Origin of the sequence: Streptomyces sp. NBC_00075, assembly GCF_045041225.1 — a bacterium.
Taxonomy (GTDB): Bacteria; Actinomycetota; Actinomycetes; order Streptomycetales; family Streptomycetaceae; genus Streptomyces; species Streptomyces adonidis.
Map to the genome: position 1 here is coordinate 6,827,447 of NZ_CP108243.1, position 22,691 is coordinate 6,850,137.

19 protein-coding genes are annotated in these 22,691 nt (G+C 69.7%); 8 read left to right on the plus strand and 11 right to left on the minus strand.

The genetic code is table 11. The features are described from left to right. Positions 1-223 precede the first annotated feature (223 nt). Both OG787_RS29835 and OG787_RS29840 read left to right on the plus strand, forming a co-directional pair. Positions 224-5,191 carry an NAD-glutamate dehydrogenase gene (locus OG787_RS29835; protein ID WP_405537135.1) on the plus strand — a complete coding sequence of 1,656 codons (4,968 nt, stop codon included), beginning with the start codon at positions 224-226 and terminating at the stop codon, positions 5,189-5,191. A gap of 137 nt (positions 5,192-5,328) precedes the next feature. Beyond that, positions 5,329-5,772: a GtrA family protein gene (locus OG787_RS29840; RefSeq protein ID WP_369037042.1), complete on the plus strand. Its 444-nt coding sequence runs from the start codon at positions 5,329-5,331 to the stop codon at positions 5,770-5,772. On the opposite strand, the gene OG787_RS29845 is transcribed toward OG787_RS29840, so the two are convergent. Together OG787_RS29845 and OG787_RS29850 are read right to left on the minus strand one after the other, a co-directional pair. Continuing rightward, a complete protein-coding gene (locus OG787_RS29845) occupies positions 5,769-6,617 on the minus strand; it encodes an ABC transporter ATP-binding protein (RefSeq protein WP_405537136.1) in 849 nt (282 codons plus the stop codon). The genes OG787_RS29840 and OG787_RS29845 overlap by 4 nt on opposite strands. Continuing rightward, positions 6,610-7,542 carry an ABC transporter permease gene (locus OG787_RS29850; protein WP_405537138.1) on the minus strand — a complete coding sequence of 311 codons (933 nt, stop codon included), beginning with the start codon at positions 7,540-7,542 and terminating at the stop codon, positions 6,610-6,612. The genes OG787_RS29845 and OG787_RS29850 overlap by 8 nt, the downstream gene beginning before the upstream one ends. Before the next feature lie 164 nt (positions 7,543-7,706). On the opposite strand from OG787_RS29850, the gene OG787_RS29855 reads away from it, so the two are divergent. Beyond that, on the plus strand, positions 7,707-8,342 hold the full coding sequence (locus OG787_RS29855; protein ID WP_369037040.1) for a TetR/AcrR family transcriptional regulator: 636 nt from the start codon (positions 7,707-7,709) through the stop codon (positions 8,340-8,342). 67 nt (positions 8,343-8,409) lie between these two features. Here the strand turns inward: OG787_RS29855 and OG787_RS29860 are convergent, their stop codons facing one another. Together OG787_RS29860 and OG787_RS29865 are read right to left on the minus strand one after the other, a co-directional pair. Next, on the minus strand, positions 8,410-8,598 hold the full coding sequence (locus OG787_RS29860; RefSeq protein ID WP_369037472.1) for a hypothetical protein: 189 nt from the start codon (positions 8,596-8,598) through the stop codon (positions 8,410-8,412). A gap of 40 nt (positions 8,599-8,638) precedes the next feature. Next, complete coding sequence (locus OG787_RS29865; protein ID WP_405537140.1) at positions 8,639-8,770, minus strand: hypothetical protein; 132 nt, start codon at positions 8,768-8,770, stop codon at positions 8,639-8,641. Here OG787_RS29865 and OG787_RS29870 point away from each other — a divergent pair. The 3 genes from OG787_RS29870 (at position 8,769) to OG787_RS29880 (ending at position 11,445) form a co-directional block, all read left to right on the plus strand. Then, on the plus strand, positions 8,769-9,920 hold the full coding sequence (locus OG787_RS29870; protein WP_369037474.1) for a histidine kinase: 1,152 nt from the start codon (positions 8,769-8,771) through the stop codon (positions 9,918-9,920). The genes OG787_RS29865 and OG787_RS29870 overlap by 2 nt on opposite strands. A 62-nt stretch (positions 9,921-9,982) precedes the next feature. Further along, positions 9,983-10,627, plus strand: a complete 645-nt coding sequence (locus OG787_RS29875) for a LuxR C-terminal-related transcriptional regulator (RefSeq protein ID WP_369037475.1) — start codon at positions 9,983-9,985, stop codon at positions 10,625-10,627. A 35-nt stretch (positions 10,628-10,662) separates the two neighbouring features. Then, on the plus strand, positions 10,663-11,445 hold the full coding sequence (locus OG787_RS29880) for a class I SAM-dependent methyltransferase (protein ID WP_405537141.1): 783 nt from the start codon (positions 10,663-10,665) through the stop codon (positions 11,443-11,445). On the opposite strand, the gene galE is transcribed toward OG787_RS29880, so the two are convergent. Both galE and OG787_RS29890 read right to left on the minus strand, forming a co-directional pair. Next, entirely contained in the window at positions 11,420-12,418 is a 999-nt protein-coding gene (gene galE / locus OG787_RS29885; protein WP_369037477.1) for a UDP-glucose 4-epimerase GalE, read from the minus strand. The genes OG787_RS29880 and galE overlap by 26 nt on opposite strands. Before the next feature lie 58 nt (positions 12,419-12,476). After that, the gene (locus OG787_RS29890; protein ID WP_405537143.1) at positions 12,477-13,739 is read right to left on the minus strand and encodes a glycosyltransferase 87 family protein; all 1,263 of its coding nucleotides are present in this window, start codon (positions 13,737-13,739) and stop codon (positions 12,477-12,479) included. 117 nt (positions 13,740-13,856) lie between these two features. Here OG787_RS29890 and OG787_RS29895 point away from each other — a divergent pair, with 117 nt between their 5' ends. Next, a complete protein-coding gene (locus OG787_RS29895) occupies positions 13,857-15,401 on the plus strand; it encodes a glycosyltransferase family 39 protein (protein ID WP_405537145.1) in 1,545 nt (514 codons plus the stop codon). A gap of 3 nt (positions 15,402-15,404) precedes the next feature. On the opposite strand, the gene OG787_RS29900 is transcribed toward OG787_RS29895, so the two are convergent. Further along, positions 15,405-15,899: a MarR family winged helix-turn-helix transcriptional regulator gene (locus tag OG787_RS29900; protein ID WP_369037479.1), complete on the minus strand. Its 495-nt coding sequence runs from the start codon at positions 15,897-15,899 to the stop codon at positions 15,405-15,407. Between the two features lie 94 nt (positions 15,900-15,993). Here OG787_RS29900 and OG787_RS29905 point away from each other — a divergent pair, with 94 nt between their 5' ends. Beyond that, on the plus strand, positions 15,994-16,407 hold the full coding sequence (locus OG787_RS29905; protein ID WP_369037480.1) for an organic hydroperoxide resistance protein: 414 nt from the start codon (positions 15,994-15,996) through the stop codon (positions 16,405-16,407). Positions 16,408-16,433: 26 nt separating this feature from the next. On the opposite strand, the gene OG787_RS29910 is transcribed toward OG787_RS29905, so the two are convergent. The 4 genes from OG787_RS29910 to OG787_RS29925 form a co-directional block, all read right to left on the minus strand. Next, entirely contained in the window at positions 16,434-18,707 is a 2,274-nt protein-coding gene (locus OG787_RS29910) for a CDP-glycerol glycerophosphotransferase family protein (protein ID WP_405537147.1), read from the minus strand. 155 nt (positions 18,708-18,862) lie between these two features. Continuing rightward, positions 18,863-19,744, minus strand: a complete 882-nt coding sequence (locus tag OG787_RS29915; RefSeq protein WP_369037482.1) for a carbohydrate ABC transporter permease — start codon at positions 19,742-19,744, stop codon at positions 18,863-18,865. Continuing rightward, entirely contained in the window at positions 19,741-21,120 is a 1,380-nt protein-coding gene (locus OG787_RS29920) for a carbohydrate ABC transporter permease (protein ID WP_369037483.1), read from the minus strand. The genes OG787_RS29915 and OG787_RS29920 overlap by 4 nt, the downstream gene beginning before the upstream one ends. A gap of 10 nt (positions 21,121-21,130) precedes the next feature. Next, a complete protein-coding gene (locus OG787_RS29925; RefSeq protein WP_369037484.1) occupies positions 21,131-22,498 on the minus strand; it encodes an ABC transporter substrate-binding protein in 1,368 nt (455 codons plus the stop codon). Between the last annotated feature and the right edge of the window lie 193 nt (positions 22,499-22,691).

Consider the following 22,691-nt stretch of genomic DNA (forward strand, 5'->3'; position numbering starts at 1 on the left):
CCGAGGGTTCCCAGGACGCCGTACGCATCCCATGGACCGGCGTTGCCGAGAGCAGCGTCACACTCCGTCGGGGTGCCGAGAATGGCTGATAACCCCCCGCTCTTCCCACCCTGCGGCATAGCGTCGGAACTGACCGGAGACCCCGCGTCGTGGCGTTGTGCCGGAGAGGGAGACCTACTTCCTTCTACGTCACGCAACGACGCGCGACAGGAGCCAGAGGACAATGCAGACCAAGCTGGACGAAGCCAAGACCGAGCTGCTCGAAAGGGCCGCCCGGGTAGCTGAGAACAGCCCGGTCGGGGGGCACCTACCGACTGGGACGACACGTGCAACCACGCCCGGCGGAGACCCCGGCACCCCGGACCACGACACCGTGCTCGCGTTCCTCCAGCGCTACTACCTGCACACCGCCCCGGAGGACCTCGTCGGCCGCGACCCGGTCGACGTCTTCGGCGCCGCCTTCTCGCACTACCGCCTGGGCGGGACACGGCCGCAGGGCACGGCGAGCGTGCGGGTGCACACCCCGACCGTCGAGGAGAACGGCTGGACGTGCAGTCACTCCGTCGTCGAGGTCGTGACGGACGACATGCCCTTCCTCGTCGACTCGGTCACCAACGAACTGTCCCGGCAGGGGCGCGGCATCCATCTCGTCGTCCATCCGCAGTTCGTCGTACGACGGGACCTCACCGGCAAGCTCGTCGAGGTGCTGCCCGCCCAGGCGACCGGGAGTGCGGCGAGCGCCGAGCTGCCGCACGACGCGCACGTCGAGTCGTGGATCCATGTCGAGATCGACCGTGAGACCGACCGCGCCGATCTGAAGCAGATCACCAACGACCTGCTGCGCGTCCTGTCCGACACCCGTGAGGCCGTCGAGGACTGGGAGAAGATGCGCGACTCCGCGCTGCGCATCGCCGAGGAACTGCCCAAGGAGCCCACCGCCGACGACCTGCGCGACCAGGACGTCGAGGAGGCGCGCGAGCTGCTGCGCTGGCTCGCGGACGACCACTTCACCTTCCTCGGCTACCGCGAGTACGAGCTGCGGGAAGATGATTCGCTGGCCGCTGTGCCCGGTACCGGGCTCGGCATCCTGCGGTCCGACCCGCACCACTCCGAGCACGAGGGGCATCCGGTCAGCCCCTCCTTCGAGCGGCTGCCCGCCGACGCCCGCGCCAAGGCCCGCGAGCACAAGCTCCTCGTCCTGACCAAGGCCAACAGCCGGGCGACTGTTCATCGGCCCTCCTATCTCGACTACGTCGGGGTCAAGAAGTTCGACGAGAACGGTGAGGTCGTCGGGGAGCGGCGGTTCCTGGGGCTGTTCTCCTCCGCCGCCTACACCGAGTCCGTGCGCCGGGTGCCCGTCGTCCGCCGCAAGGTCGACGAGGTGCTGCGGGGCGCCGGGTTCTCGCCCAACAGCCATGACGGGCGCGACCTCCTCCAGATCATGGAGACCTACCCGCGCGACGAGCTGTTCCAGACGCCGCCCGATGAGCTCCGGTCGATCGTCACGTCCGTTCTCTACCTTCAGGAGCGGCGGCGGCTTCGGCTCTACCTGCGGCAGGACGAGTACGGGCGCTACTACTCCGCCCTCGTCTATCTGCCGCGTGACCGGTACACCACCGGCGTACGGCTGCGGATCATCGACATCCTGAAGGAGGAACTCGGCGGTACCAGCGTCGACTTCACCGCCTGGAACACCGAGTCGATCCTTTCCCGGCTGCACTTCGTCGTTCGCGTTCCGCAGGGGACCGAGCTGCCGCAGCTGTCCGACCGGGACAAGGAGCGCATCGAGGCGCGGCTCGTCGAGGCCGCCCGGTCCTGGGCCGACGCCTTCGCCGAGGCCCTCAACGCCGAGTGCGGCGAGGAGCGCGCCGCCGAACTGCTGCGCCGGTACGGGAACGCCTTCCCCGAGGGCTACAAGGCCGACCACAACCCGCGCGCCGCCGTCGCCGACCTCGTCCACCTCGAAAAGCTGGGCGTCGGCACGAACTTCGCGCTGAGCCTCTACGAGCCGGTGGGCGCCGCGCCCGGTGAGCGCCGGTTCAAGATCTACCGCACCGGCGAGTCCGTCTCGCTGTCCGCCGTACTGCCCGTCCTCAACCGGCTCGGCGTCGAGGTGATCGACGAGCGGCCGTACGAGCTGCGCTGCTCGGACCGGACCACCGCCTGGATCTACGACTTCGGGCTCCGGCTGCCCAAGTCGCTGAGCGGCGGCGGGGATTATCTCGGGGACGACGGCCGCGAGCGTTTCCAGGAGGCTTTCTCGGCCACCTGGACCGGGCAGGCCGAGAACGACGGCTTCAACGCGCTGGTGCTGAGCGCGGGCCTCGACTGGCGGCAGGCGCTGGTGCTGCGGGCGTACGCCAAGTACCTGCGGCAGGCCGGTTCCACGTTCAGCCAGGACTACATGGAGGACACCCTCCGCAACAACGTCCACACCACCCGGCTGCTCGTCTCGCTGTTCGAGGCGCGGATGTCGCCGGAGCGGCAGCGGGCGGGCCTGGAGCTGACCGACGCCCTCATGGAGGAGCTGGACGCGGCTCTCGACCAGGTGGCCTCCCTCGACGAGGACCGCATCCTGCGGTCCTTCCTCACCGTCATCAAGGCGACCCTGCGGACGAACTTCTACCAGGAGAGCGCGGGCGGCAGGCCGCACGACTACGTCTCCATGAAGTTCGACCCGCAGGCCATCCCGGACCTGCCGGCGCCGCGTCCGGCGTACGAGATCTGGGTCTACTCGCCGAAGGTGGAAGGCGTCCATCTGCGGTTCGGGAAGGTCGCGCGCGGCGGTCTGCGCTGGTCGGACCGGCGGGAGGACTTCCGTACGGAGATCCTCGGGCTGGTCAAGGCGCAGATGGTGAAGAACACCGTCATCGTGCCGGTCGGCGCCAAGGGCGGGTTCGTCGCCAAGCAGCTGCCGGATCCGAGTGTGGACCGGGACGCGTGGCTCGCCGAGGGGGTCCGCAGCTACAAGACGTTCATCTCGGCGCTCCTCGACATCACCGACAACCTGGTGGCCGGCGAGGTCGTGCCGCCCGCCGACGTCGTACGGCACGACGAGGACGACACCTATCTCGTCGTCGCCGCCGACAAGGGCACGGCGACCTTCTCGGACATCGCCAACGAGGTCGCCCAGGCGTACAACTTCTGGCTCGGCGACGCCTTCGCGTCGGGCGGCTCGGCCGGGTACGACCACAAGGGCATGGGCATCACCGCGCGGGGCGCCTGGGAGTCCGTCAAGCGGCACTTCCGTGAGCTGGGCGTCAACACGCAGAGCGAGGACTTCACCGTCGTGGGTGTCGGTGACATGAGCGGTGACGTCTTCGGGAACGGGATGTTGCTGAGCGAGCACATCCGGCTCGTCGCCGCCTTCGACCACCGGCACATCTTCATCGACCCGAATCCGGACGCGGCCACCTCCTACGCTGAGCGGCGGCGGATCTTCGAGCTGCCGAGGTCGAGCTGGGCGGAGTACGACAGCAAGCTGATCTCGTCCGGGGGCGGCATCTTCCCCCGTACCGCCAAGGCCATTCCGGTCAACTCGCACATCCGCGAGGCGCTCGGCATCGAGGCCGGCATCGCCAAGATGACACCGGCCGACCTGATGAAGGCGATCCTCCAGGCCCCGGTCGACCTGCTGTGGAACGGCGGCATCGGCACGTACGTCAAGGCGAGTACGGAGTCCCACGCCGACGTCGGCGACAAGGCCAACGACGCCATCCGCGTCGACGGCGGCGATCTGCGCGTCAAGGTCGTCGGCGAGGGCGGCAACCTCGGGCTCACCCAGCTCGGGCGGATCGAGTTCGCGCAGACCGGCGGGAAGATCAACACCGACGCCATCGACAACAGCGCGGGCGTGGACACCTCCGACCACGAGGTGAACATCAAGATCCTGCTCAACTCCCTGGTCGCGGAAGGCGACATGACCGTCAAGCAGCGCAACACGCTGCTGGCGAAGATGACCGACGAGGTCGGCAAGCTCGTCCTGCGCAACAACTACGCGCAGAACACGGCCATCGCCAACGCCCTCGCCCAGTCCAAGGACATGCTCCACGCCCAGCAGCGCTTCATGCGCCACCTGGTCAGGGAGGGGCACCTGGACCGGGCGCTCGAATTCCTGCCGACCGACCGGCAGATCCGTGAACGGCTCGGCGGCGGACAGGGGTTGACCGGTCCGGAGACGGCCGTGCTCCTCGCGTACACGAAGATCACCGTCGCGGACGAGCTGCTGCGCACCTCGCTCCCCGAAGACCCGTATCTGCGCCGCCTGTTGGACGCCTACTTCCCGAGCGCGCTGCGCAAGAAGTTCCCCGAGCAGATCGACGGGCACGCGCTGCGCCGCGAGATCATCACGACCGTCCTCGTCAACGACACGGTCAACACGGGCGGTACGAGCTTCCTGCACCGGCTGCGCGAGGAGACCGGGGCCTCGCTGGAGGAGGTGGTGCGGGCGCAGACCGCGGCCCGCGCGATCTTCAACTCCAGCGCGGTGTGGGACGGGGTCGAGGCGCTCGACAACACCGTCGAGGCCGCCGTCCAGACCCGGATCCGCCTGCACTCGCGGCGACTTGTCGAGCGCGGCACCCGCTGGCTGCTCAACAACCGGCCGCAGCCGCTGCAACTCACGGAGACCATCGAGTTCTTCGGCGAGCGGGTGGGCCAAGTCTGGTCCCAGCTGCCCAAGTTGCTGCGCGGCGCGGATCTGGACTGGTACCAGAAGATCTACGACGAGCTGACGGGCGCCGGTGTCCCCGACGCACTCGCCACCCGGGTCGCGGGCTTCTCGTCCGCCTTCCCGACGCTGGACATCGTCTCGGTCGCCGACCGGATGGGCCGTAAGCCGATGGACGTCGCCGAGGTGTACTACGACCTCGCCGACCGGCTCCACATCACCCAGCTGATGGACCGCATCATCGAGCTGCCGCGCGCCGACCGCTGGCAGTCCATGGCCCGCGCCTCCATCCGCGAGGACCTGTACGCGGCCCACTCGGCGCTCACGGCGGACGTCCTCGCGGTCGGCAACGGCACGTCGACGCCCGAGCAGCGCTTCAAGGCGTGGGAGGAGAAGAACGCGGCGATCCTGGGCCGGGCGCGCACGACCCTGGACGAGATCCAGACCTCGGACGCCTTCGACCTGGCGAACCTGTCGGTCGCGATGCGCACCATGCGGACGCTGCTGCGGACGCATTCGTAGGCGGTACGCATGTACGGGGGTGCCCCGGGCCGTGACGGCTCGGGGCACCCCCGTTTTTCTTGACAACTGTTGGAGAAAAGCAGACGGGGAATTTACCCTTTCCTGCTAGTCCGAGCGCCTCGGATAAAGTCGCGGGCGTGAGTGTGAATGTCTCCGAGAACCCGATTTCGGATCCTGCCCGGCCGGTGCGGCGCGTAATCCTCGAAGCGGTGAAATTCGGGGCCGTCGGCGGCAGCGGTGTGCTGGTGAACTTCCTGTTCTTCAACCTGCTGCTGCACGGGCTCGGTTGGCGGGCGATGACGGCGACCGTGTTGGCCAGCCTGATCGCCATGGGCAGTAACTACCTGGGTTTCCGCTATTTCACGTACCGGGACAGGGCCTCACGGACCAGGCAGCAGATCGTGCTGTTCTTCGTGTTCAGCGCGATCGGCATCGCGATGGAGAGCGGGCTGTTCTACATCGGTTATCACGGCCTGGGGCTGCACGGGCCGGTCGAGTCGAATGCCGTGAAGGGCGTCTCGATCGTGCTCGCTTCCGGGTTCCGGTTCCTTGTTTATCGGACGTGGGTTTTCCGCCACTAGGCGGCTTTGGGTGCGGCTTTGGCCGGGCGGTTCGTGAAGGCCTCGTACTCCTTCAGTACGTCGTCGGTCGGGCCGTCCATGCGGAGTTCGCCGCGTTCCAGCCACAGGACGCGGTCGCACGTGTCCCGGATCGACTTGTTGTTGTGGCTGACCAGGAACACCGTGCCCGCGTGCTTGCGCAGCTCGCGGATGCGTTCCTCGGAGCGCTGCTGGAAGGAACGGTCGCCGGTCGCCAGCGCCTCGTCGATCAGCAGCACGTCGTGGTCCTTGGCGGCGGCGATGGAGAAGCGCAGGCGGGCGCCCATGCCGGAGGAGTACGTGCGCATGGGGAGGGTGATGAAGTCGCCCTTCTCGTTGATCCCCGAGAAGTCGACGATGCCCTGGTAGCGCTCCTTGATCTGCTCCCGGGACATGCCCATCGCGAGACCGCCGAGATAGACGTTGCGCTCGCCCGTCAGGTCGCCCATCAGGGCCGCGTTGACGCCGAGGAGGGAGGGCTGGCCGTCGGTGTAGATGTGGCCGTGCTCCACCGGGAGGAGGCCCGCGACCGCCTTGAGCAGCGTGGACTTGCCGGAGCCGTTGGTGCCGATCAGGCCGATGGCCTCGCCGCGGTAGGCGACGAAGGAGACGCTCTTGACGGCGTGCACCTTGCGGACCCCGGCCGCCTTCTCGCTCTGCTTGCGCCGCAGCATCCGGTTGAGGGCGGCGGTCGCGGTGCCGCGTCCGGCGCCCGTGCCGTTGACCCGGTAGACGATGTCGACGTGGTCGGCGACGACGGTGGGGATCTGCTCGTTCGGGGTCTCGCTCTGGTTCTGGTTCGGGGTCTCGTTCGGGTTCTCAGCCACGGCCGTACGTCTCCTCAGCCTTCCAGAAGTAGATGAAGCCGCCGACGCCGACGAGCAGCGCCCAGCCGGTCGCGATCGGCCAGACGTGCGCCGGCAGCTGGCTGGAGTGGTAGCTGTCGATCAGCGCGAAGCGCATCAGGTCGATGTAGATCGCCGCCGGGTTGGTCTCAAGCAGCACCGACACCACGTGCGGCAGGTTGTCCTTCGTGGCCAGCTTGTCGATGCTCCACATGACCCCGGACACGTACATCCAGGTGCGCAGCACGAACGGCATCAGCTGGGCGATGTCCGGAGTGGACGCGCCCATCCGCGCCATGATCATCGACACGCCCGCGTTGAACACGAACTGGAGTACCAGGGCGGGGACGACCAGCAGCCAGGAGGCGCTGATCGGGATGCCGAAGCAGAGCAGGATCACGATCAGCGCGGCCATCGAGAACAGCAGCTGCTGGAGCTGCTGGAGGCAGAACGAGATCGGCAGGGCCGCGCGCGGGAAGTGCAGGGCCCGTACGAGACCGAGGTTGCCCGCGATCGCGCGGGTGCCCGCCATGATCGAGCTCTGCGTGAACGTCCAGATGAACACGCCCGTGACCAGGAACGGGATGTAGTCCGGCACGCCGTGCTTGGTGCCCAGCAGGACGCCGAAGATGAAGTAGTAGACCGCCGCGTTGAACAGCGGGGTCATCACCTGCCAGATCTGGCCGAGCTTCGCCTGGCTGTACTGGGCGGTCAGCTTGGCGGTGGCGAACGCGGTGATGAAGTGGCGCCGCGCCCAGAGCTGGCGGACGTACGTCGGCAGGCTGGGCCGGGCCCCGCTGACCGAGAGGCCGTGCCGGAGGGCGTACGCCGAGAGGTCGCCCTCGGGCGGGACGACCGGCGGCGCGGGTGCCGTGGACTGGGGCGGTGTGTCGAGGGCCTGGCTCACATCCGCTGCTTTCGCTTGGGGGAGTGGGGTGGAGAGGGGGCTGTCTTACGCGTTTCTTGCCAAACTCTTACGTCGGGACGGGACCGTATCGTCGTAACGGGAGCGTATTCCGATTCGGCGTCGGAACGCAACCGTTTCGTCGTGACGCCCCTATGCTGGTCCGTATGACGACGAACGCCGACGAGCCCGGGACCGCGCCGGTGCGGACCCGCCGCCGGGCCCCCGCCGGGGCCGCCGTACTGCGGGAGGACGTGACGGAGGCCATTCGCACGGCCGTGTTCGAGGAGCTGGCGGCCGTCGGATACGCCCGGATGTCCATCGAGGGCATCGCGCGGCGGGCGGGCGTCGGCAAGACGGCGGTGTACCGGCGCTGGCGTTCGAAGCTGCACCTGGTGCTCGACCTGGTCTCGGCGATCGCGGTGCAGGGGCTGCCGGCGCCGGACACGGGCACGCTGGAGGGCGATCTGCGGCTGCTGTACGAGCTGACGTCCCGTGCCCTGCGCCACCCGGTGGCCTCGCAGATCATCCCGGACCTCCAGGCGGAGGCGGCCCGCAACCCCGAGATCGCCGACGCCATGCAGAAGGCGCTGCGGGAGGGGCAGGAAGGCGTCGCGAGCGGGATCGTGGCGGCGGCGGAGGCGAGGGGCGAGGTCCGCGCGGGCATCGACGCCGATCTGGCCCTCGATCTGATCTCGGGGCCGCTCTACTGGCGCTCGGTGGTGATCCGCAGTCCGAAGCTGCCGAAGGGATATCTGGGGTCGCTGGCGCGGGCGACCACGGCGGCGCTCAAGGCGCTGTAGAGCACGTACGGGAACGGGGGCGGGCGGTGACCATCGGTCACCGCCCGCCCCCGTTCCCGCCGCTGTTTCAGGCCTGCTGCGCCTGCCCACGCCCCTTCAGCAGGGCCGATCCCGCGCCCAGCGACACGACTCCCATGCCGACGGCGGTCGCGATGCCCTGTGCGCCGTCCACCGCGAAGGGCGCGACGGCCGCCACGGCGAGGTTGAAGAGGAACAGGAACCAGAGGACCGGACGGGACGAGAGCAGCGCCTTCATGGGATTGCCTTTCGGAGGGGGGAGCGGTGTGCTTCCGAGATCAACGATCCCGGTATCCGCCCGCCGCCACGAGGGAGTGCTCTCCCGAACCCATGGTGTAGCGGGCTACACCCTCACCCGGGGGCAGGGTCTCCCGCGCACCGGCGATGCCGTCGCCTAGCCTGATGGCCATGTGGAAGACACTGCGGCAAGCAGCGCGGGCCACGGTCCAGCTGGTCGCGGTCGCGATCCTGGCCTTCGGCTCGTACATATTCATCACCGTCCTGCTGATCACGGCCACCGTCTCGCTCGCGGTCGTCGGCATCGGGTTGCTGCCCGAGACGGTCCTGCTCATCCGGCGGCTCGCCGGCACCAAGCGGCGGATGGCGACCGAGTGGTCGGGCGTGGAGATCCCCGAGGCGTATCTGCCCATCCAGGGCAAGCTGAAGGAGAAGCTCCGCACGGTGGTCCGCGACCCCGGCACACGCACGGACCTGCGCTGGATGCTCGCGCACTATGTGTACGGGGCTCTGCCGCTGCTGATGATCCCGCTCTGGCCGGTCGGCCTGGTCGTCGACGGCGTGTGGTGCGGGCTGCTGCGCCGCGAGGCGGTCGTCCTCCCCCTGATCAGCAGGCTCGCCGACCTCGACGCCTCCTGGTCGGCCGCTCTGCTCAAGCCCTCGCCCAAGGCGAATCTCGTCGAGCGCGTCGAACAGCTGAAGGCGACCCGCGCCGACGCGGTCGCCGCGCACGGGGCCGAACTCCGGCGCATCGAGCGCGACCTGCACGACGGCGCCCAGGCCCGCCTGGTCTCCCTGTCCATGCGGATCGGCCTCGCGAAACGGGCGTACGACCGTGACCCGGAGGCCGCCCGCAAGCTGCTGGAGGACGCCCAGGACCAGGCCGAGGAGGCGCTGACCGAGCTGCGCAACGTGGTGCGCGGCATCCATCCGCCGATCCTCACGGACCGGGGTCTCGTGGGCGCCGTACGGGCCCTGGCGTCGAGCAGTGGCCTGGAGGTCGGCGTGGTCGACGACGGTGTCGAGGACGGCGTACGAGCCCCTGCGGCCGTGGAGGCCGCCGCCTACTTCGTGATCGCCGAGGCGCTGACGAACGCGGCGAAGTACAGCGGCTCGCCGACCGCCTGGGTCGAACTCGCCCGCGTACCAAGGGGGTTGAAGGTCCGGGTGGGCGACCACGGCCAGGGCGGCGCCGACGAGAAGGGCGGCACCGGTCTGCTCGGGATGCGCCGCCGGGTGGCCGCGCTCGACGGCAGCGTGGAGGTGTCGAGCCCCGTAGGGGGCCCGACCGTGATCGACGTGGAGCTGCCCTGCGTATGGTGAGCGCGCATGCCGCAGAGCGGTCGAGCAGCTGGACCGGATGAACGGATGGAGAACGAACCGTCATGCGTGTAGTGATCGCCGAGGACAACGCCCTGCTCAGACAAGGGCTCGTCCTGCTGCTGACGTCGGCCGGACACGAGGTCCTGGCCGAAGTGGGCAGTGGCCCCGAGGTACTCCCGGCCCTCCTCGAACACCGCCCGGACGCCGCCGTACTGGACGTCCGGATGCCCCCCGGCTTCCGCGACGAGGGCCTGCGCGCGGCCCTGGAGGCGAGGGAACAGATCCCCGGCCTCCCGGTGCTGGTCCTCTCCCAGTACGTGGAGGAGTCGTACGCGGCGGAGCTGCTGGGTGGCGGCGCGAGCGGCGTCGGCTACCTCCTCAAGGACCGCATCGGCAGGGTCGACGAGTTCCTCGACGCCCTGGACCGGGTGGCCGCCGGCGGCACGGCCCTCGACCCCGAGGTGGTCGCCGAACTCCTCACCCGCCGCCGCGACTCCCCCCTCGACTCCCTCACCCCCCGCGAACGCGAGGTCCTCAAACTGATGGCGGAGGGCCACGACAACACGATGATCGCCAAAACCCTGGTGGTCACGGAACGCTCGGTCAGCAAACACATCGGCAACGTGTTCCTGAAACTGGGCCTGCCGCCGAGCGACAGCGGACATCGCCGGGTGCTGGCGGTACTGGCTTATCTGAACAACCAGTAGGGCCCCTGGGCACCGCCCCTCGCTAGCCTGCCCGCATGGCCGATTCCCCCGTCGCCCGCTTCTACGACCAACTCGCCCCCGACTACCACCTCCTCTACGCCGACTGGGACGCGAGCGTCGCCCGGCAGGGCGCGGCCCTCGACCGGGTCATCAGGGAGCGGCTCGGGGCGGGTGCCGGGGCGGTGCTCGACTGTGCCTGTGGGATCGGTACGCAGGCTGTCGGGCTGGCGATGCGGGGGTACGACGTCGTCGGGAGCGATGTCAGTGAAGTGGCCGTCGGGCGTGCTGTGGCGGAGGCCGCCGATCGGGGGGTGCGGGTTCGGGGCGCTGTCGGTGACATGCGGCAACTGCCTTTCCCGGACGGGCGGTTCGATGCCGTCGTCTGTGCCGACAACGCCCTGCCCCATCTGCTCACCGAGGCGGATGTACGGGCCGCTCTCGTCGACATGCGGCGCGTGCTGCGGGACGGTGGGGTGCTGGTGGTCAGTACGCGGCCGTACGACGAGATCCTCGCCGAGCGGCCCGCCGCCACCCCGCCCAGCGTGTCCCGGTCCGGGGGCGGGCGTGCCGTCGGATTCCAGCTCTGGGAGTGGCATGCGGACGGGGAGCGGTACGACTACGAGGTCTTCCTGCTGGAGGAGCAGGGCGACGAGTGGGCCGTACGGGTTCGGCGGGCCACCTACTGGGCCCTGCGGCGCAGCGAGTTGGCTCGGTTCGTCGTCGACTCCGGGTTCTGTGAGGTGACCTGGTCGGAGCCCGCCTCGACCGGCTTCTTCCAACCCCTTCTTGTCGCTACCGCCCGGTCTGCCCAGGCGTAGTCCCCGCCTCCGGGTGCAGGCGCACCCAGCCCTCCCATGCCGAGGTGATCATGTCCTGGACGTCGTGCTTCGCCTTCCAGCCCAGTTCCGTGGCGATGCGGTCGGCCGAGGCCACCACCCTCGCCGGGTCGCCCGGGCGGCGCGGGGCCACGACCGGGGGCAGGGTGTGGCCCGTCGCCTCGTTCACGCGGTCGATCATCTCGCGGACCGAAACCCCTTCCCCCCGGCCGATGTTGAGGGTGAGTGCGCGGCCCGGCGTCGCCTCCAGTGCCCGCGCGGTCGCCACATGGGCCTCCGCCAGGTCCGTCACGTGGATGTAGTCCCGTACGCAGGTGCCGTCCGGGGTCGGGTAGTCGTCGCCGAAGACGCGCGGGGGTTCGTCGGCCGTCAGCCGTTCGAAGATCATCGGGATGATGTTGAAGACGCCCACGTCCGCCAGGGACGGGGTCGCGGCGCCGGCCACGTTGAAGTAGCGCAGGCACGCCGTCGACAGGCCCGTCGCCCGGCCCGTCGCGCGGACCAGCCACTCACCCACCAGCTTCGTCTCGCCGTACGGGCTCATCGGTGCGCACGGTGTCTCCTCCGTCACCAGGTCCACATCCGGCATGCCGTACACCGCCGCCGACGACGAGAACACGAACGACGGGACCCCGGCCGCCGTGACCGCGTCCAGCAGGACGCGCAGCCCCTCCACGTTCTCCCGGTAGTAGTGCAGGGGGCGGTCCACCGACTCGCCCACCTGCTTCTTCGCCGCCAGGTGGACCACGCCGGTCACCTCGTGGTCCCGCAGGGCGCGCGCCACCCGCTCGCCGTCCAGGGTCGAGCCGACGACCAGCGGCACGCCGTCCGGCACCCGCTCGGCGATACCGGTGGACAGGTCGTCGTACACCACGGCCCGCTCGCCCGCCTCGGTCATCGCGCGGACGACATGCGCCCCGATGTAGCCGGCGCCGCCGGTGATCAGCCAGGTCATATGGGGTCGTCCCCTCGTGTGGTCGGGTGGTCGCTCGGGCTTTGTCAGCTAACTCCCGTTACGGCGCACTTAGTTCCCGCTCGGGGAGTGAAGCGACGGACGCGGGCGGTGAAGGGTGCGGAATCGTGGCCGGGCGGGTCGCTCGCCACAACCGTACGAAGGACGTGATCGCCGCCGCTGCCAGCAGGCCGTTGCGTACGACCATCACCGCCACGCCCGTCCAACTGCACTCGATGACATCGGCGTACATGGCCGGATAGTCGACGCTGGTCACCGCGGTGGCCGCCAGCAGCAGCCAGGCCACCGGGCGCTGGCTGGTGTGCCGCGAGGTCAGGCAGACGGCGGCCAGGCCGAGCAGCCAGACCATGTACTGCGGGCTGATCACCCGGCTGGTGATCGTGAAGAGGAGTACGGCGGTCAGCGCCGCGTCGAACGGCGTCGCCTCCGTCCAGTGCCGGGCCCGTACCCGCCACAGCAGCAGGAGCCCGAACGCCACGACCGTCAGGCCGAGGGACAGCGCGGCCACGGACGACACGTACGGGCCCACGAACTCCATCGCGCCGTACTGGTAGCGCACGCGCCCCTCCCACCCGGCGCGCGTGGCGAGGGCGAGCGCGGTACCGCCGAACGACTCGATCTGCACGCCCCGCCCGCCCTGCTGGCGCAGGAAGGAGAACGGGTCGCTGAAGGCCACCGCCAGGACGCCCAGCGCGACCGTCGCCGTGACCGTCGCGGACGTCCACGCCGATCGGGTCGTACGGCCCCTCGGCAGACCCACCAGCACCAGCGCGGGCCAGACCTTCACCAGGGCGCCCAGTGCCGCGAAAGCGCCGCACGCGCGCGGGGAGCGCGACAACGTCAACAGGGAGATGACGGCGAACGCCGTGACCTGCACGTCGTAGCGCGCGAGCGGCACCTGGAGGAGCAGCGGCAGACCCGCCGTCCAATAGACGGCACCGCGCAGGGAACGCCCGGGACGCCGTCCCGCGCGCGTGAGGGCGATCAGGATCAGGGCGTCGGTGGCGAGCGTGAGCGCCACGAACGCCTCGAAGTACGTCAGCGGCGGCAGCAGCGCGGGCGACAGCAGCACCGGACCCGCACCCGGCGGGTACTGCCACAGCGTGTCGTCCACGGGGAAGGCGCCCTGGGTGAGGACGCCGTACCAGCGGAAATACAGCCGCTGCACCTCACGCGCCACCCCGCCGCCACCGAGCAGCGGGAAGTCGTCGTGGACCAGCAGCCACAGCATCAGGGCCCGGGAGACGGCCCAGCCGACGGCGAGGGTGAGGAGGTGGCGGTTCTTGGTGGGGGGTCTCGTCACGGCCGGAATCGTAAGCCGCACGGATGCCGTATTCACGTCAATTCGGCATCAATCGCCGCCCAAGGTTGTCTAATCGCACAAAATCAATCCCGTGATCAACGGGCCGATGGACAAGGGATGAACAAGAACAAGGGGATGAACAAGAAGGCAGCCGCCGTCGCGGTCCCCGTGATCCCCATGGCCGTCATGCTGGCGATCGGCTGCTGGGGGCTCGACCGGGGCGGCATATGGCGTGACGAGGCCGCCACCTTCCAGGTCGCGCGGCGCACGGTCCCGCAGATCTGGCGGCTGCTGCACGAGGTCGACGCCGTGCACGGCCTGTACTACCTGCTCATGCGGCCTGTCCTCGCCGTCCACCCCGGCGAGGTCCTGCTCCGCCTCCCGTCCGTCCTCGCCGCCACCGCGACCGCCGGCCTGGTCGCGGCCCTCGGCGCCCGCCTGGCCTCCCCGCGCGTCGGCCTCTGGGCCGGTCTGCTGTACGCGGTCACACCGATGGCCGGCCACTACGCCCAGGAGGGCCGCTCGTACGCGCTGGTCGCGGCCGGTGCGGCAGGCGCGACGCTGCTGCTCGTACGGGCACTCGCGGGCCGCTCCTGGACGCCGTACGGAGTGGTCCTCGCCGTCACCTGCCTCCTCCACGAGTTCGCCGTACTGCTCCTCCTCGCCCACGCCATGACCCTCGCGCTCACCCGCGTCCCCCGACGGATGTGGACGCGCTGGCTGTGCGCGTCCGGCGCCGTGACGCTGACGCTGCTCCCACTGGCGCTGCTCTCGCACGCCCAGTCCGCGCAGGTGGCATGGCTGCGCCCACCCGGACAGGGCAGCGTCGACCGCCTCGTACGCCAGTTCGCCGGCCCGACGGACGAGGTCCTCGCCCCCTGCCTGATCCTCATGTACGTGGCCCTGCGCCGCCCCTGGCCCACCCGCCCCGGCGCCGAGCCACCCTTGGCGGCCGTAGCCCTCCCGCTGCTCCTCGTACCCCCGGCGATCCTCATGACGGTCTCCCAGTGGTCGCCGCTCTACGACGACCGTTACGTCCTGTACGCCCTGGCCGGCGCCCCGCTCCTGGTCGCCGCCGGAGCCGACCGCATCGCCCGGGCCGTGCCGAGCCCGCCCCGCGCGACCGTCACGGCGGCCGGGGTGCTGGCGGTGACCCTGGTCTGCGCACACCAGCTCCCGCTCCTCCGCCAGGACCGGACGATGGCCCACCGCGGCGGCGCCAACCTCGCCACCGCCTCCGCACTCGCGTCCCGCGAACTGCGCCCCGGCGACCCGGTCCTGTTCCTCCCGTCCCTCGGCCGCCGCTCGGCCCTGGCGTATCCGAAGGGCTTCAGAGGAGTCCGGGACGTGGCCCTCGCCGAGTCGGCGCGCACCTCCGGCACCCTGTACGGCATCGAGGCCGACCCGGCCGCACTACGCCGACGACTGGCGGCACTGGACCGGTTCTGGCTGATCGCGGAACCGTACGCCCTGAGCCCGGCCTGGCACCCGGAAACTCCGACGGACCGACTCAAACGGACGGTGGTGCAGGAGCAGTTCACACCGATCCGGGAGTTCAGGGGCAGCGGCGTAACACTACGGCTGTACAAACGCGCCCCTTTTAGGGGCGCGGGGAACTGCGCGACCAGCCCCCACGGCGCCGCACCAACCCGACAACCCTGAGCACTAAGCCTCAAGCGCCGCCGCATCCAACGCACCGGTCAGCTCATCCAACCGCGCCCGCAGAGCCCGAATCTCCTCCACGTCGAAACTCGTCGCCGCCACGATCCGCCGAGGCACCTCACGCGCCCGCTCGCGCAGCGCAACCCCCTCCTCGGTGGCCCGCACCTCCACCGACCGCTCGTCCCGCGCACTGCGCTCACGCCGGACGAGCCCGGCCGCCTCCAGCCGCTTGAGCAGCGGCGACAGCGTGCCGGAGTCGAGGCGCAGATGCTCGCCGACCTTCTTCACGGGCAGCTGGCCGTGCTCCCAGAGGACGAGCATCACCAGGTACTGCGGGTAGGTGAGCCCGAGGTCCTTGAGGACCACGCGGTAGACGCCGTTGAAGGCGCGCGACGCCGCGTTCAGGGAGAAGCAGATCTGCTGGTCGAGACGGAGGAAGTCCTCGGCGGAGGTGGCGGAGGTTGCTGACATGCCTCCAGGATACCTCTTGCCCGTCATCTAGTTGTGCACAATTGAATTGTGTGCTTAAGTTATCTCCGTACGGAACCCCGCAAGGGGCTCCACGAGAACTTCGATGAGAGGGACGGGTTCCATGGACGCGATCTACACCGCAGTCGCCACCGCCACGCACGGCCGCGAGGGCCGCGCCGTCAGCTCCGACGGCAAGGTCGACCTCCCGCTGGCCATGCCGGTGGAGCTGGGCGGCAACGGCGCCGGAACCAACCCCGAGCAGCTCTTCGCCGCCGGTTACGCCGCCTGTTTCGGCAGCGCGCTCGGCCTGGTCGGCCGGGGCGCCAAGGTCGACCTCAGCGACGCCGCCGTGACCGCCGAGGTCGGCATAGGCAAGCAGGGCGAGGGCTTCGGCCTCAAGGTCGCGCTGCGCGTCGAGCTGCCCGACTCCATCGACGCGGAGACCGGCCGCAAGCTGGTCGAGCAGGCCCACCAGGTCTGCCCGTACTCCAACGCGACGCGCGGCAACATCGAGGTCGACCTCGTCATCGAGTAGTACGACCAGTACATCCGGTACGTCGTTCAGGAGCCGTTGGGGACCGGCGCGCCGTCGGTGCTCGGCTCAAGACGCTCCACGCTCGCGAGCGGTGCGCCGCCGAACGCGGCGGCCGCCGACGGCACCGGGTGGCGCTCGGCGAGCGGAGTGACCGACGCCGCGCCGGCCGTCTCGCCCAACACCAGCCGCCGGACGACCCGTTCGGCGGCTCGTCCGTCGTCGTACGGGCAGAACCGCTCGCGGAACGCGGTCCGCAACTGTGTGGAGCGCGACCCGCGCCAGTGGCCGGTCGCGAAGATGTCGATCAGTTCGTCCTCGCTGCGCGAGATCGCCCCCGGCGGGAAGGCGCGCAGGTCGAAGTAGGTGCCACGGGCCGCCTCGTACGCCTCCCAGTCGTCCGCGTGGATCACGATCGGCCGGTCCAGGTTGGCGTAGTCGAACATCAGCGACGAGTAGTCGGTGACCAGTGCGTCCGAGGCCAGGCACAGCGACTCGACGTTCGGATGGTCGGTCACGTCGATGAGCCGGCCGCCGGAGGCGTGCGTCAGCGGGGCGCCGTAGACGCGGTGGGCACGGGCCAACAGCACGTAGCGCGGGCCGAGTTGGCGCAGGATCCGCTCCAGGTCGAGCGTCTGGCGCGGGCCGCGCAGATAGTCGCGGTGGGTCGGCGCGTACAGGATCGCGACCGAGCCCTCCGGGATGCCGAGCGACTCGCGCAGCCGGGTCACGTCCGCCGAAGTCGCCTGCTGGAACACGTCGTTGCGGGGCTGCCCCGTTTCGAGGGTGCTGTAGTCGCCGGGGAAGACGCGCTCGAACACGAGGGTGGAGTGGCGGTTGGCCGACAGGCAGTGGTCCCAGGTGTCGACGTCCGCGAGGAGCGCCGTGAAGTCGGTGTCGCGGGCGGCGGCCGGGCGGTCCTGGAGGTCGAGGCCCATCCGCTTCAGCGGCGTCCCGTACTGCGTCTGGATCACCACCTGCCCGGCCCGCTTCGCGAACCGCTGCTCCCAACTCACGTTGCTCACCAGATACTTGGAGCGGGCCAGCGCCGTCCAGTACGCGGCGGTGCCGGGCCGGACCCGGGCGGTCGCCGTCGGGAGCGTGTGATGGTGCTCGGGCCGGGCGACCCACGCCGTCCGCATGCCCGGCACGAAGGAACGGAACGCGGCTTCCAGGGCGCCCGGATTGCAGCCGTACCCGCGCCCGGAGTGACTGGTGAAGACCGCCCGGTCGGCGCGCAGCGGCAGCCGTAGCTGGACCCGGTAGTGCAGGCGCAGAGCGATTGAACGGATGCTTCGCGCAAGGGACTTGACGAAGCGCGTGGTGTGCCGGCGCAGGGCGGACGCGAGGCGCACCGCCCGATACGTGCGGTAGCTGCCCGTCCGGACGAGCAGGTGCCGGAGCCGGGCGTACAGCGGTACGGCGGCACCCGGGGTGCGGTAACGGCGGTAGTGGGCCCGGGACTTGCGCAGGAACTCGGCACGGGCGGTGCGCGGCAGCCGGTCCGGGCGGCCCAGCACCGACATCAGCTGGTCGACCATCCGGCGGAACAACACCGGCCGCCAGTGCGCGAGTTCGGGGCGCGCGTCGACGAACGCGAAGATCCGGTCGTACTGCTCGTGGATGTCGAAGTGGCCGCTTTCGGAGACGGCGTCGGCGGTCTTTCGGGGCCTGCGGTGGTGGACGCAGACCCGGTCCAGGGTCGCGACCGACTCGGCGGCCAGCAGCGCAGGGACCGTCCAGGGGAGGTCCGCGTAGGCGCCGGACGGGAAGGTGAGGCCCTCGCGCTCGACGAACTCCCGCCGGTACGCCTTGTTCCAGGCCACCATCGGCAGCTTGAGCAGCAGCGGGCGGTCGTCGAGCCGGAAGGGGGCCGGACCCTGCTCGGTGAGCTGCCCGAGGAACGGGCTGCGGACGGTCTCGCCGGTCCAGAGGGCGTGCGCGTGGTCGTAGACGACGACGTCCGCGTCGCCCGCCTCCTTGATCCGGTCGGCGATGGCCCGCAGCGCGTCCGGGGCGAGGGTGTCGTCGCCGTCGACGAAGACGAGATAGTCCCCCGTCGCATGCTCGATCCCGGCGTTGCGCGCCCCGCCCACCCCGCCGTTCTCCGGCAGATGGACGGGGCGCACCCGGGCGTCGCGCGCCGCGAACTCGTCGACGAGCGCACCGCAGGCGTCGGGCGAGCAGTCGTCGACGGCGATCACTTCGAGATCCGGATACGACTGGCCGAGCACCGATTCCAGGCACTCCTGCAGATACGCCTGAACCTTGTACGCGGGGACGATGACACTGAACCTGGGCAAGGCACATCCATGGGTCGGCGGGTCGGCGCGGGCCTACTGCCCGGGAACGGCCGATGGAGTGACTTGGTTACGCCGATTGCGGCATGTGGGGGACGAATGAACTGAGCTGTTTATCCGGTTACGTACCCCGCTTATCGGGTTACGTGCCTCGCGGATTATTTGACCGCTCCCGCCATCACCCCCGACACGAACTGCCGCTGGAACGCGAAGAACACGGCCAGCGGGATCACCATCGAGATGAACGCGCCCGGCGCCAGCACCTCGATATTGCTGCCGAACTGCCGTACCTGCTGCTGGAGCGCGACCGTCAGCGGCTGCGACTGGGAGTCCGAGAACACCAGCGCGACCAGCATGTCGTTCCACACCCACAGGAACTGGAAGATCCCCAGGGACGCGATCGCGGGCGCGGCGAGCGGCATGACGACGGTCGCGAACAGCCTGATCTCGCCCGCGCCGTCCAGCCGGGCGGCTTCGAGCAGTTCGCGCGGGATCTCCGCGAAGAAGTTCCGCAGCAGGAAGATCGCGAACGGCAGCCCGAAGCCCACATGGAACAGCACCACACCGATGATGTCGCCGAAGATCCCGATCTTCCCGAAGAGATCGGAGAGCGGGATCAGCGCCACCTGCACGGGTACGACGAGCAGCGCGACGACGACCAGGAACCACCAGTCGCGCCCTTTGAAGTCCATCCACGCGAAGGCGTACCCGGCCATCGCGCCGATCAGGACGACCAGGAGCGTCGCCGGGACCGTGATCCAGACGGTGTTGAGGAGGGAGCTGGTGATCGCGTCGTTCTCCAGCAGCGTCTCGTAGCTCTTCGCGGTCAGCTGCCCGGGCGCCGTGAACACCTTCCACCACCCGGAGGCGGCGATGTCGGTCGGGTCGCGGAACGACGACACGAGCAGCCCGAACGTCGGCACCATCCAGATCAGCGCGACGACGATGAGGAAGAGCCGCATCACGCCACCGGCGGTGCCGCTCGCGACACGGGAGGCGAAGGAGCGCTTGGCGCGCACGGGTGGGTCGAGAGCCGTCACCGTTGACGCTCCTTCCTGAGTCGACGGAGATTGAAGAACATCACCGGCAGGACGAGCAGCAGCAGGATGACGCCGATCGCGCTGCCGACGCCGTAGTTGCCGCCACCGCCGAACGACGACAGGAACAGCTGGAGCGCGAGGACGTTGGCGTCGTCCTGGCTGGGCTGCGGGGCGATGATGTAGACGAGGTCGAACACCTTCATCACGTTGATCATCAGCGTGACGAGGACGACGACCAGCACGGGTGCGAGAAGCGGCACGGTGACCCGCCGGAACACCTGCCACTCGTTGGCGCCGTCGACGCGCGCCGCCTCCAGCAGATTCCGGTCCACACCCGCGAGCCCGGCCGCGATGAGGACCATGGCGAACCCGGCCCACATCCACACGTAGCTGCCGATGATGGCCGGGGTGACGAGGGTGGGCCCGAGCCAGTCGATCCCGTTGTAGGCGGCGGCGAAGTTCGAGCCGGGAAGCCGCAGTTGGGCCCCGCCGGCATCGGCGGGCAGGCTGAAGGTCCCGTCGGCGCCGCTGGTCGCCGAGGCGACGACCTTCCCGTCCTTCACGGCCTCGACCTTGACCCCCTTCAGCGCCTTCTCACCGGGGTCGACCTGCCCCTTCGTACCGCCACCGCCGAGCTTGAAGTCCAGCCAGACGGTGCCGTTGATCCCGGAACCCGCGGCCTCGGGGGCCTTCGCGTTCTCGGGCGTGCCCGGGAGCTTGTTAGGGGCGATGCCCACGAGGGGGACGAGGGCCGGGGCGCCCGGGCTGGCCGTCCCGGTGGACGTGAACGAGCCCCCGCCGGACGACTTCAGATCGCTGACCTGGGCGTTCGGGCGGGCCTTCGGATAGACGGAGGAGTCGACGAAGGCGTCGTGCACGGACGTCACGATCGCGTTGGCGACGCCCTGGTCCGGGTCCTGCTCGTAGACGAGGCGGAAGATGATGCCCGCCGCGAGCATCGAGATCGCCATCGGCATGAAGACGACCAGCTTGAACGCCGTACCCCAGCGCACCCGTTCGGTCAGCACCGCGAAGATCAGACCGAGCGCGGTGACGACGGCGGGCGCGACGGCCACCCAGATCGCCGTGTTGCGTACGGCGGTCAGCGTGGCGTCGTTCGTGAAGATGTCGCCGTAGTTCTCCAGGCCGACGAAGCCGGAGCCGTCGGCGTCGTAGAGGCTGCGCCAGACCGAGTAGCCGATGGGATAGACGACGAGCGAGCCGAGCAGGATCAGGGCGGGCAGGAGGAAGACACCGGCGACCCACCAGCGGGTGCCGGTGACGCTTCTGGGAGGACGGGTGGGGGTTCCGGGGGCTCCAGGGGTTTCGGGATTTTTGGGGGCTTCGGGTTCGGGCTTGTTCTCTGTGGACGTCATCCCGGCGCCGTCAGCTGCTCTTGTACGCCTTGGCGGCGTCGGCCTCGAGTTTCTGCTGGGTGCCCGCGACGTCCTTCGGGTTCTTCAGGAAGTCCTGGAGGTCCTTCCACTCGCCGACGCCCTGGGTACCGCCGAAGGCGGCCGGGGCCTGGTCGGACATGTCGAAGCGGAAGTCGTCGCCGGCCGCGATGAGGGCCTTGGCGATGTCCCGGGTGACGTCGTCCTTGTAGCTGGCCTGGTCCATGGTCTTGCTGGGGGAGAGGAAGCCGCCCTGGGCCGCCCAGATCTCGGCCGCGTCGGTCGAGCCGAGGAAGGTGAGGAGGGCCTGGGCGCCCGCGCCGTCCTTGAGGGCCACGGCCACGTCGCCGCCACTGACGACGGGCGCCTGGTCGCCGACTGCGGGGAACGGGAAGACTTTCGCATCCGTGCCGAGCTTCGCCTTGGTGTCGGCGTTGATGTTGGCGGCCACGAAGTCGCCCTCGAAGACCATCGCCGCCGGGGTGTCACCGGAGAAGGTCTGGGTGACCGACTTCGGGAACTCGGTCGCCAGCGCGCCGGAACGTCCGCCCGCGATGAGGTCGTCCTGGCCCCACAGTTCGGCGAGGGTGGTCAGGGCGTCCTTGACGGAGGGGTCGGTCCACTTGATCTTGTGCTGGGCGAGCTGGTCGTACTTCTCGGGCCCGGCCTGGGACAGATAGACGTTCTCGAACCAGTCGGTGAGGGTCCAGCCGTCGGCGCCGCCGATGGACACGGCGGGGGAGCCGGCGTCGGAGAGCGTCTGGGCGGTGGCGATGAAGTCCTTCCAGGTGGTGGGGGTGTCGGTGAGGCCCGCCGCCTCGAACGCGGCGGTGTTGTACCAGACGAGGGACTTGTTGGCGGCTTTGACGTAGATCCCGTACTGCTTGCCCTCGAAGGCGCCGAGGTCCTTCCAGCCGGCGGAGAAGTTCTTGTCGAGCTGGGCCTGGGCGTCCGTGCCGAGCGGCTTGATCCAGCCCTTCTCGGCGAACTGGTGCAGGACGCCGACCTGTGGCAGGAACGCGACGTCCGGGGGCTGCCCGCCCTCGATCTTCGTACCGAGGAACGTGGAGGTGTTGTTGCCGGTCGGTACGAAGTTGACCTTCGCGCCGGTGCGCTTCTCGAACTCGTCCAGAACCTTGGTGAAGTTCTCCTGCTCGGGGCCGGTCCAGACGGCGGCGACCTCGAGGGTCTGGCCGTTGAGCTTGGGGAGTTGGACGGAGGCGGAGGTGTCACCGCCGGTGCCGGTGCTTGTGTCTGTCGTGTCCGGGCTGTCGTCGTCGGAGCCGCAGGAGGCGAGTGTGAGGGTGAGGGCGGTGGCTGTGAGGGCGGTCAGGGTGCGTGTACGAAGGTTGCTGCGCATGTCTGCCCCGTTCGTCGTTCGGCGTTGAACGTGTTCGGCGCTGTCCCGTGGGCTCTGGTCTACGCCGGGTCGTTGGGGTCGGCAAGTGCGCCTGCACTGTCAAGCGGGTGATCGTGACCGCGTCGTGTCCTTGCTCCTCGCCCCCGCCGCCCCTACCCGTCCCATCCCTGGGGGCTCCGCCCCCAGACCCCCG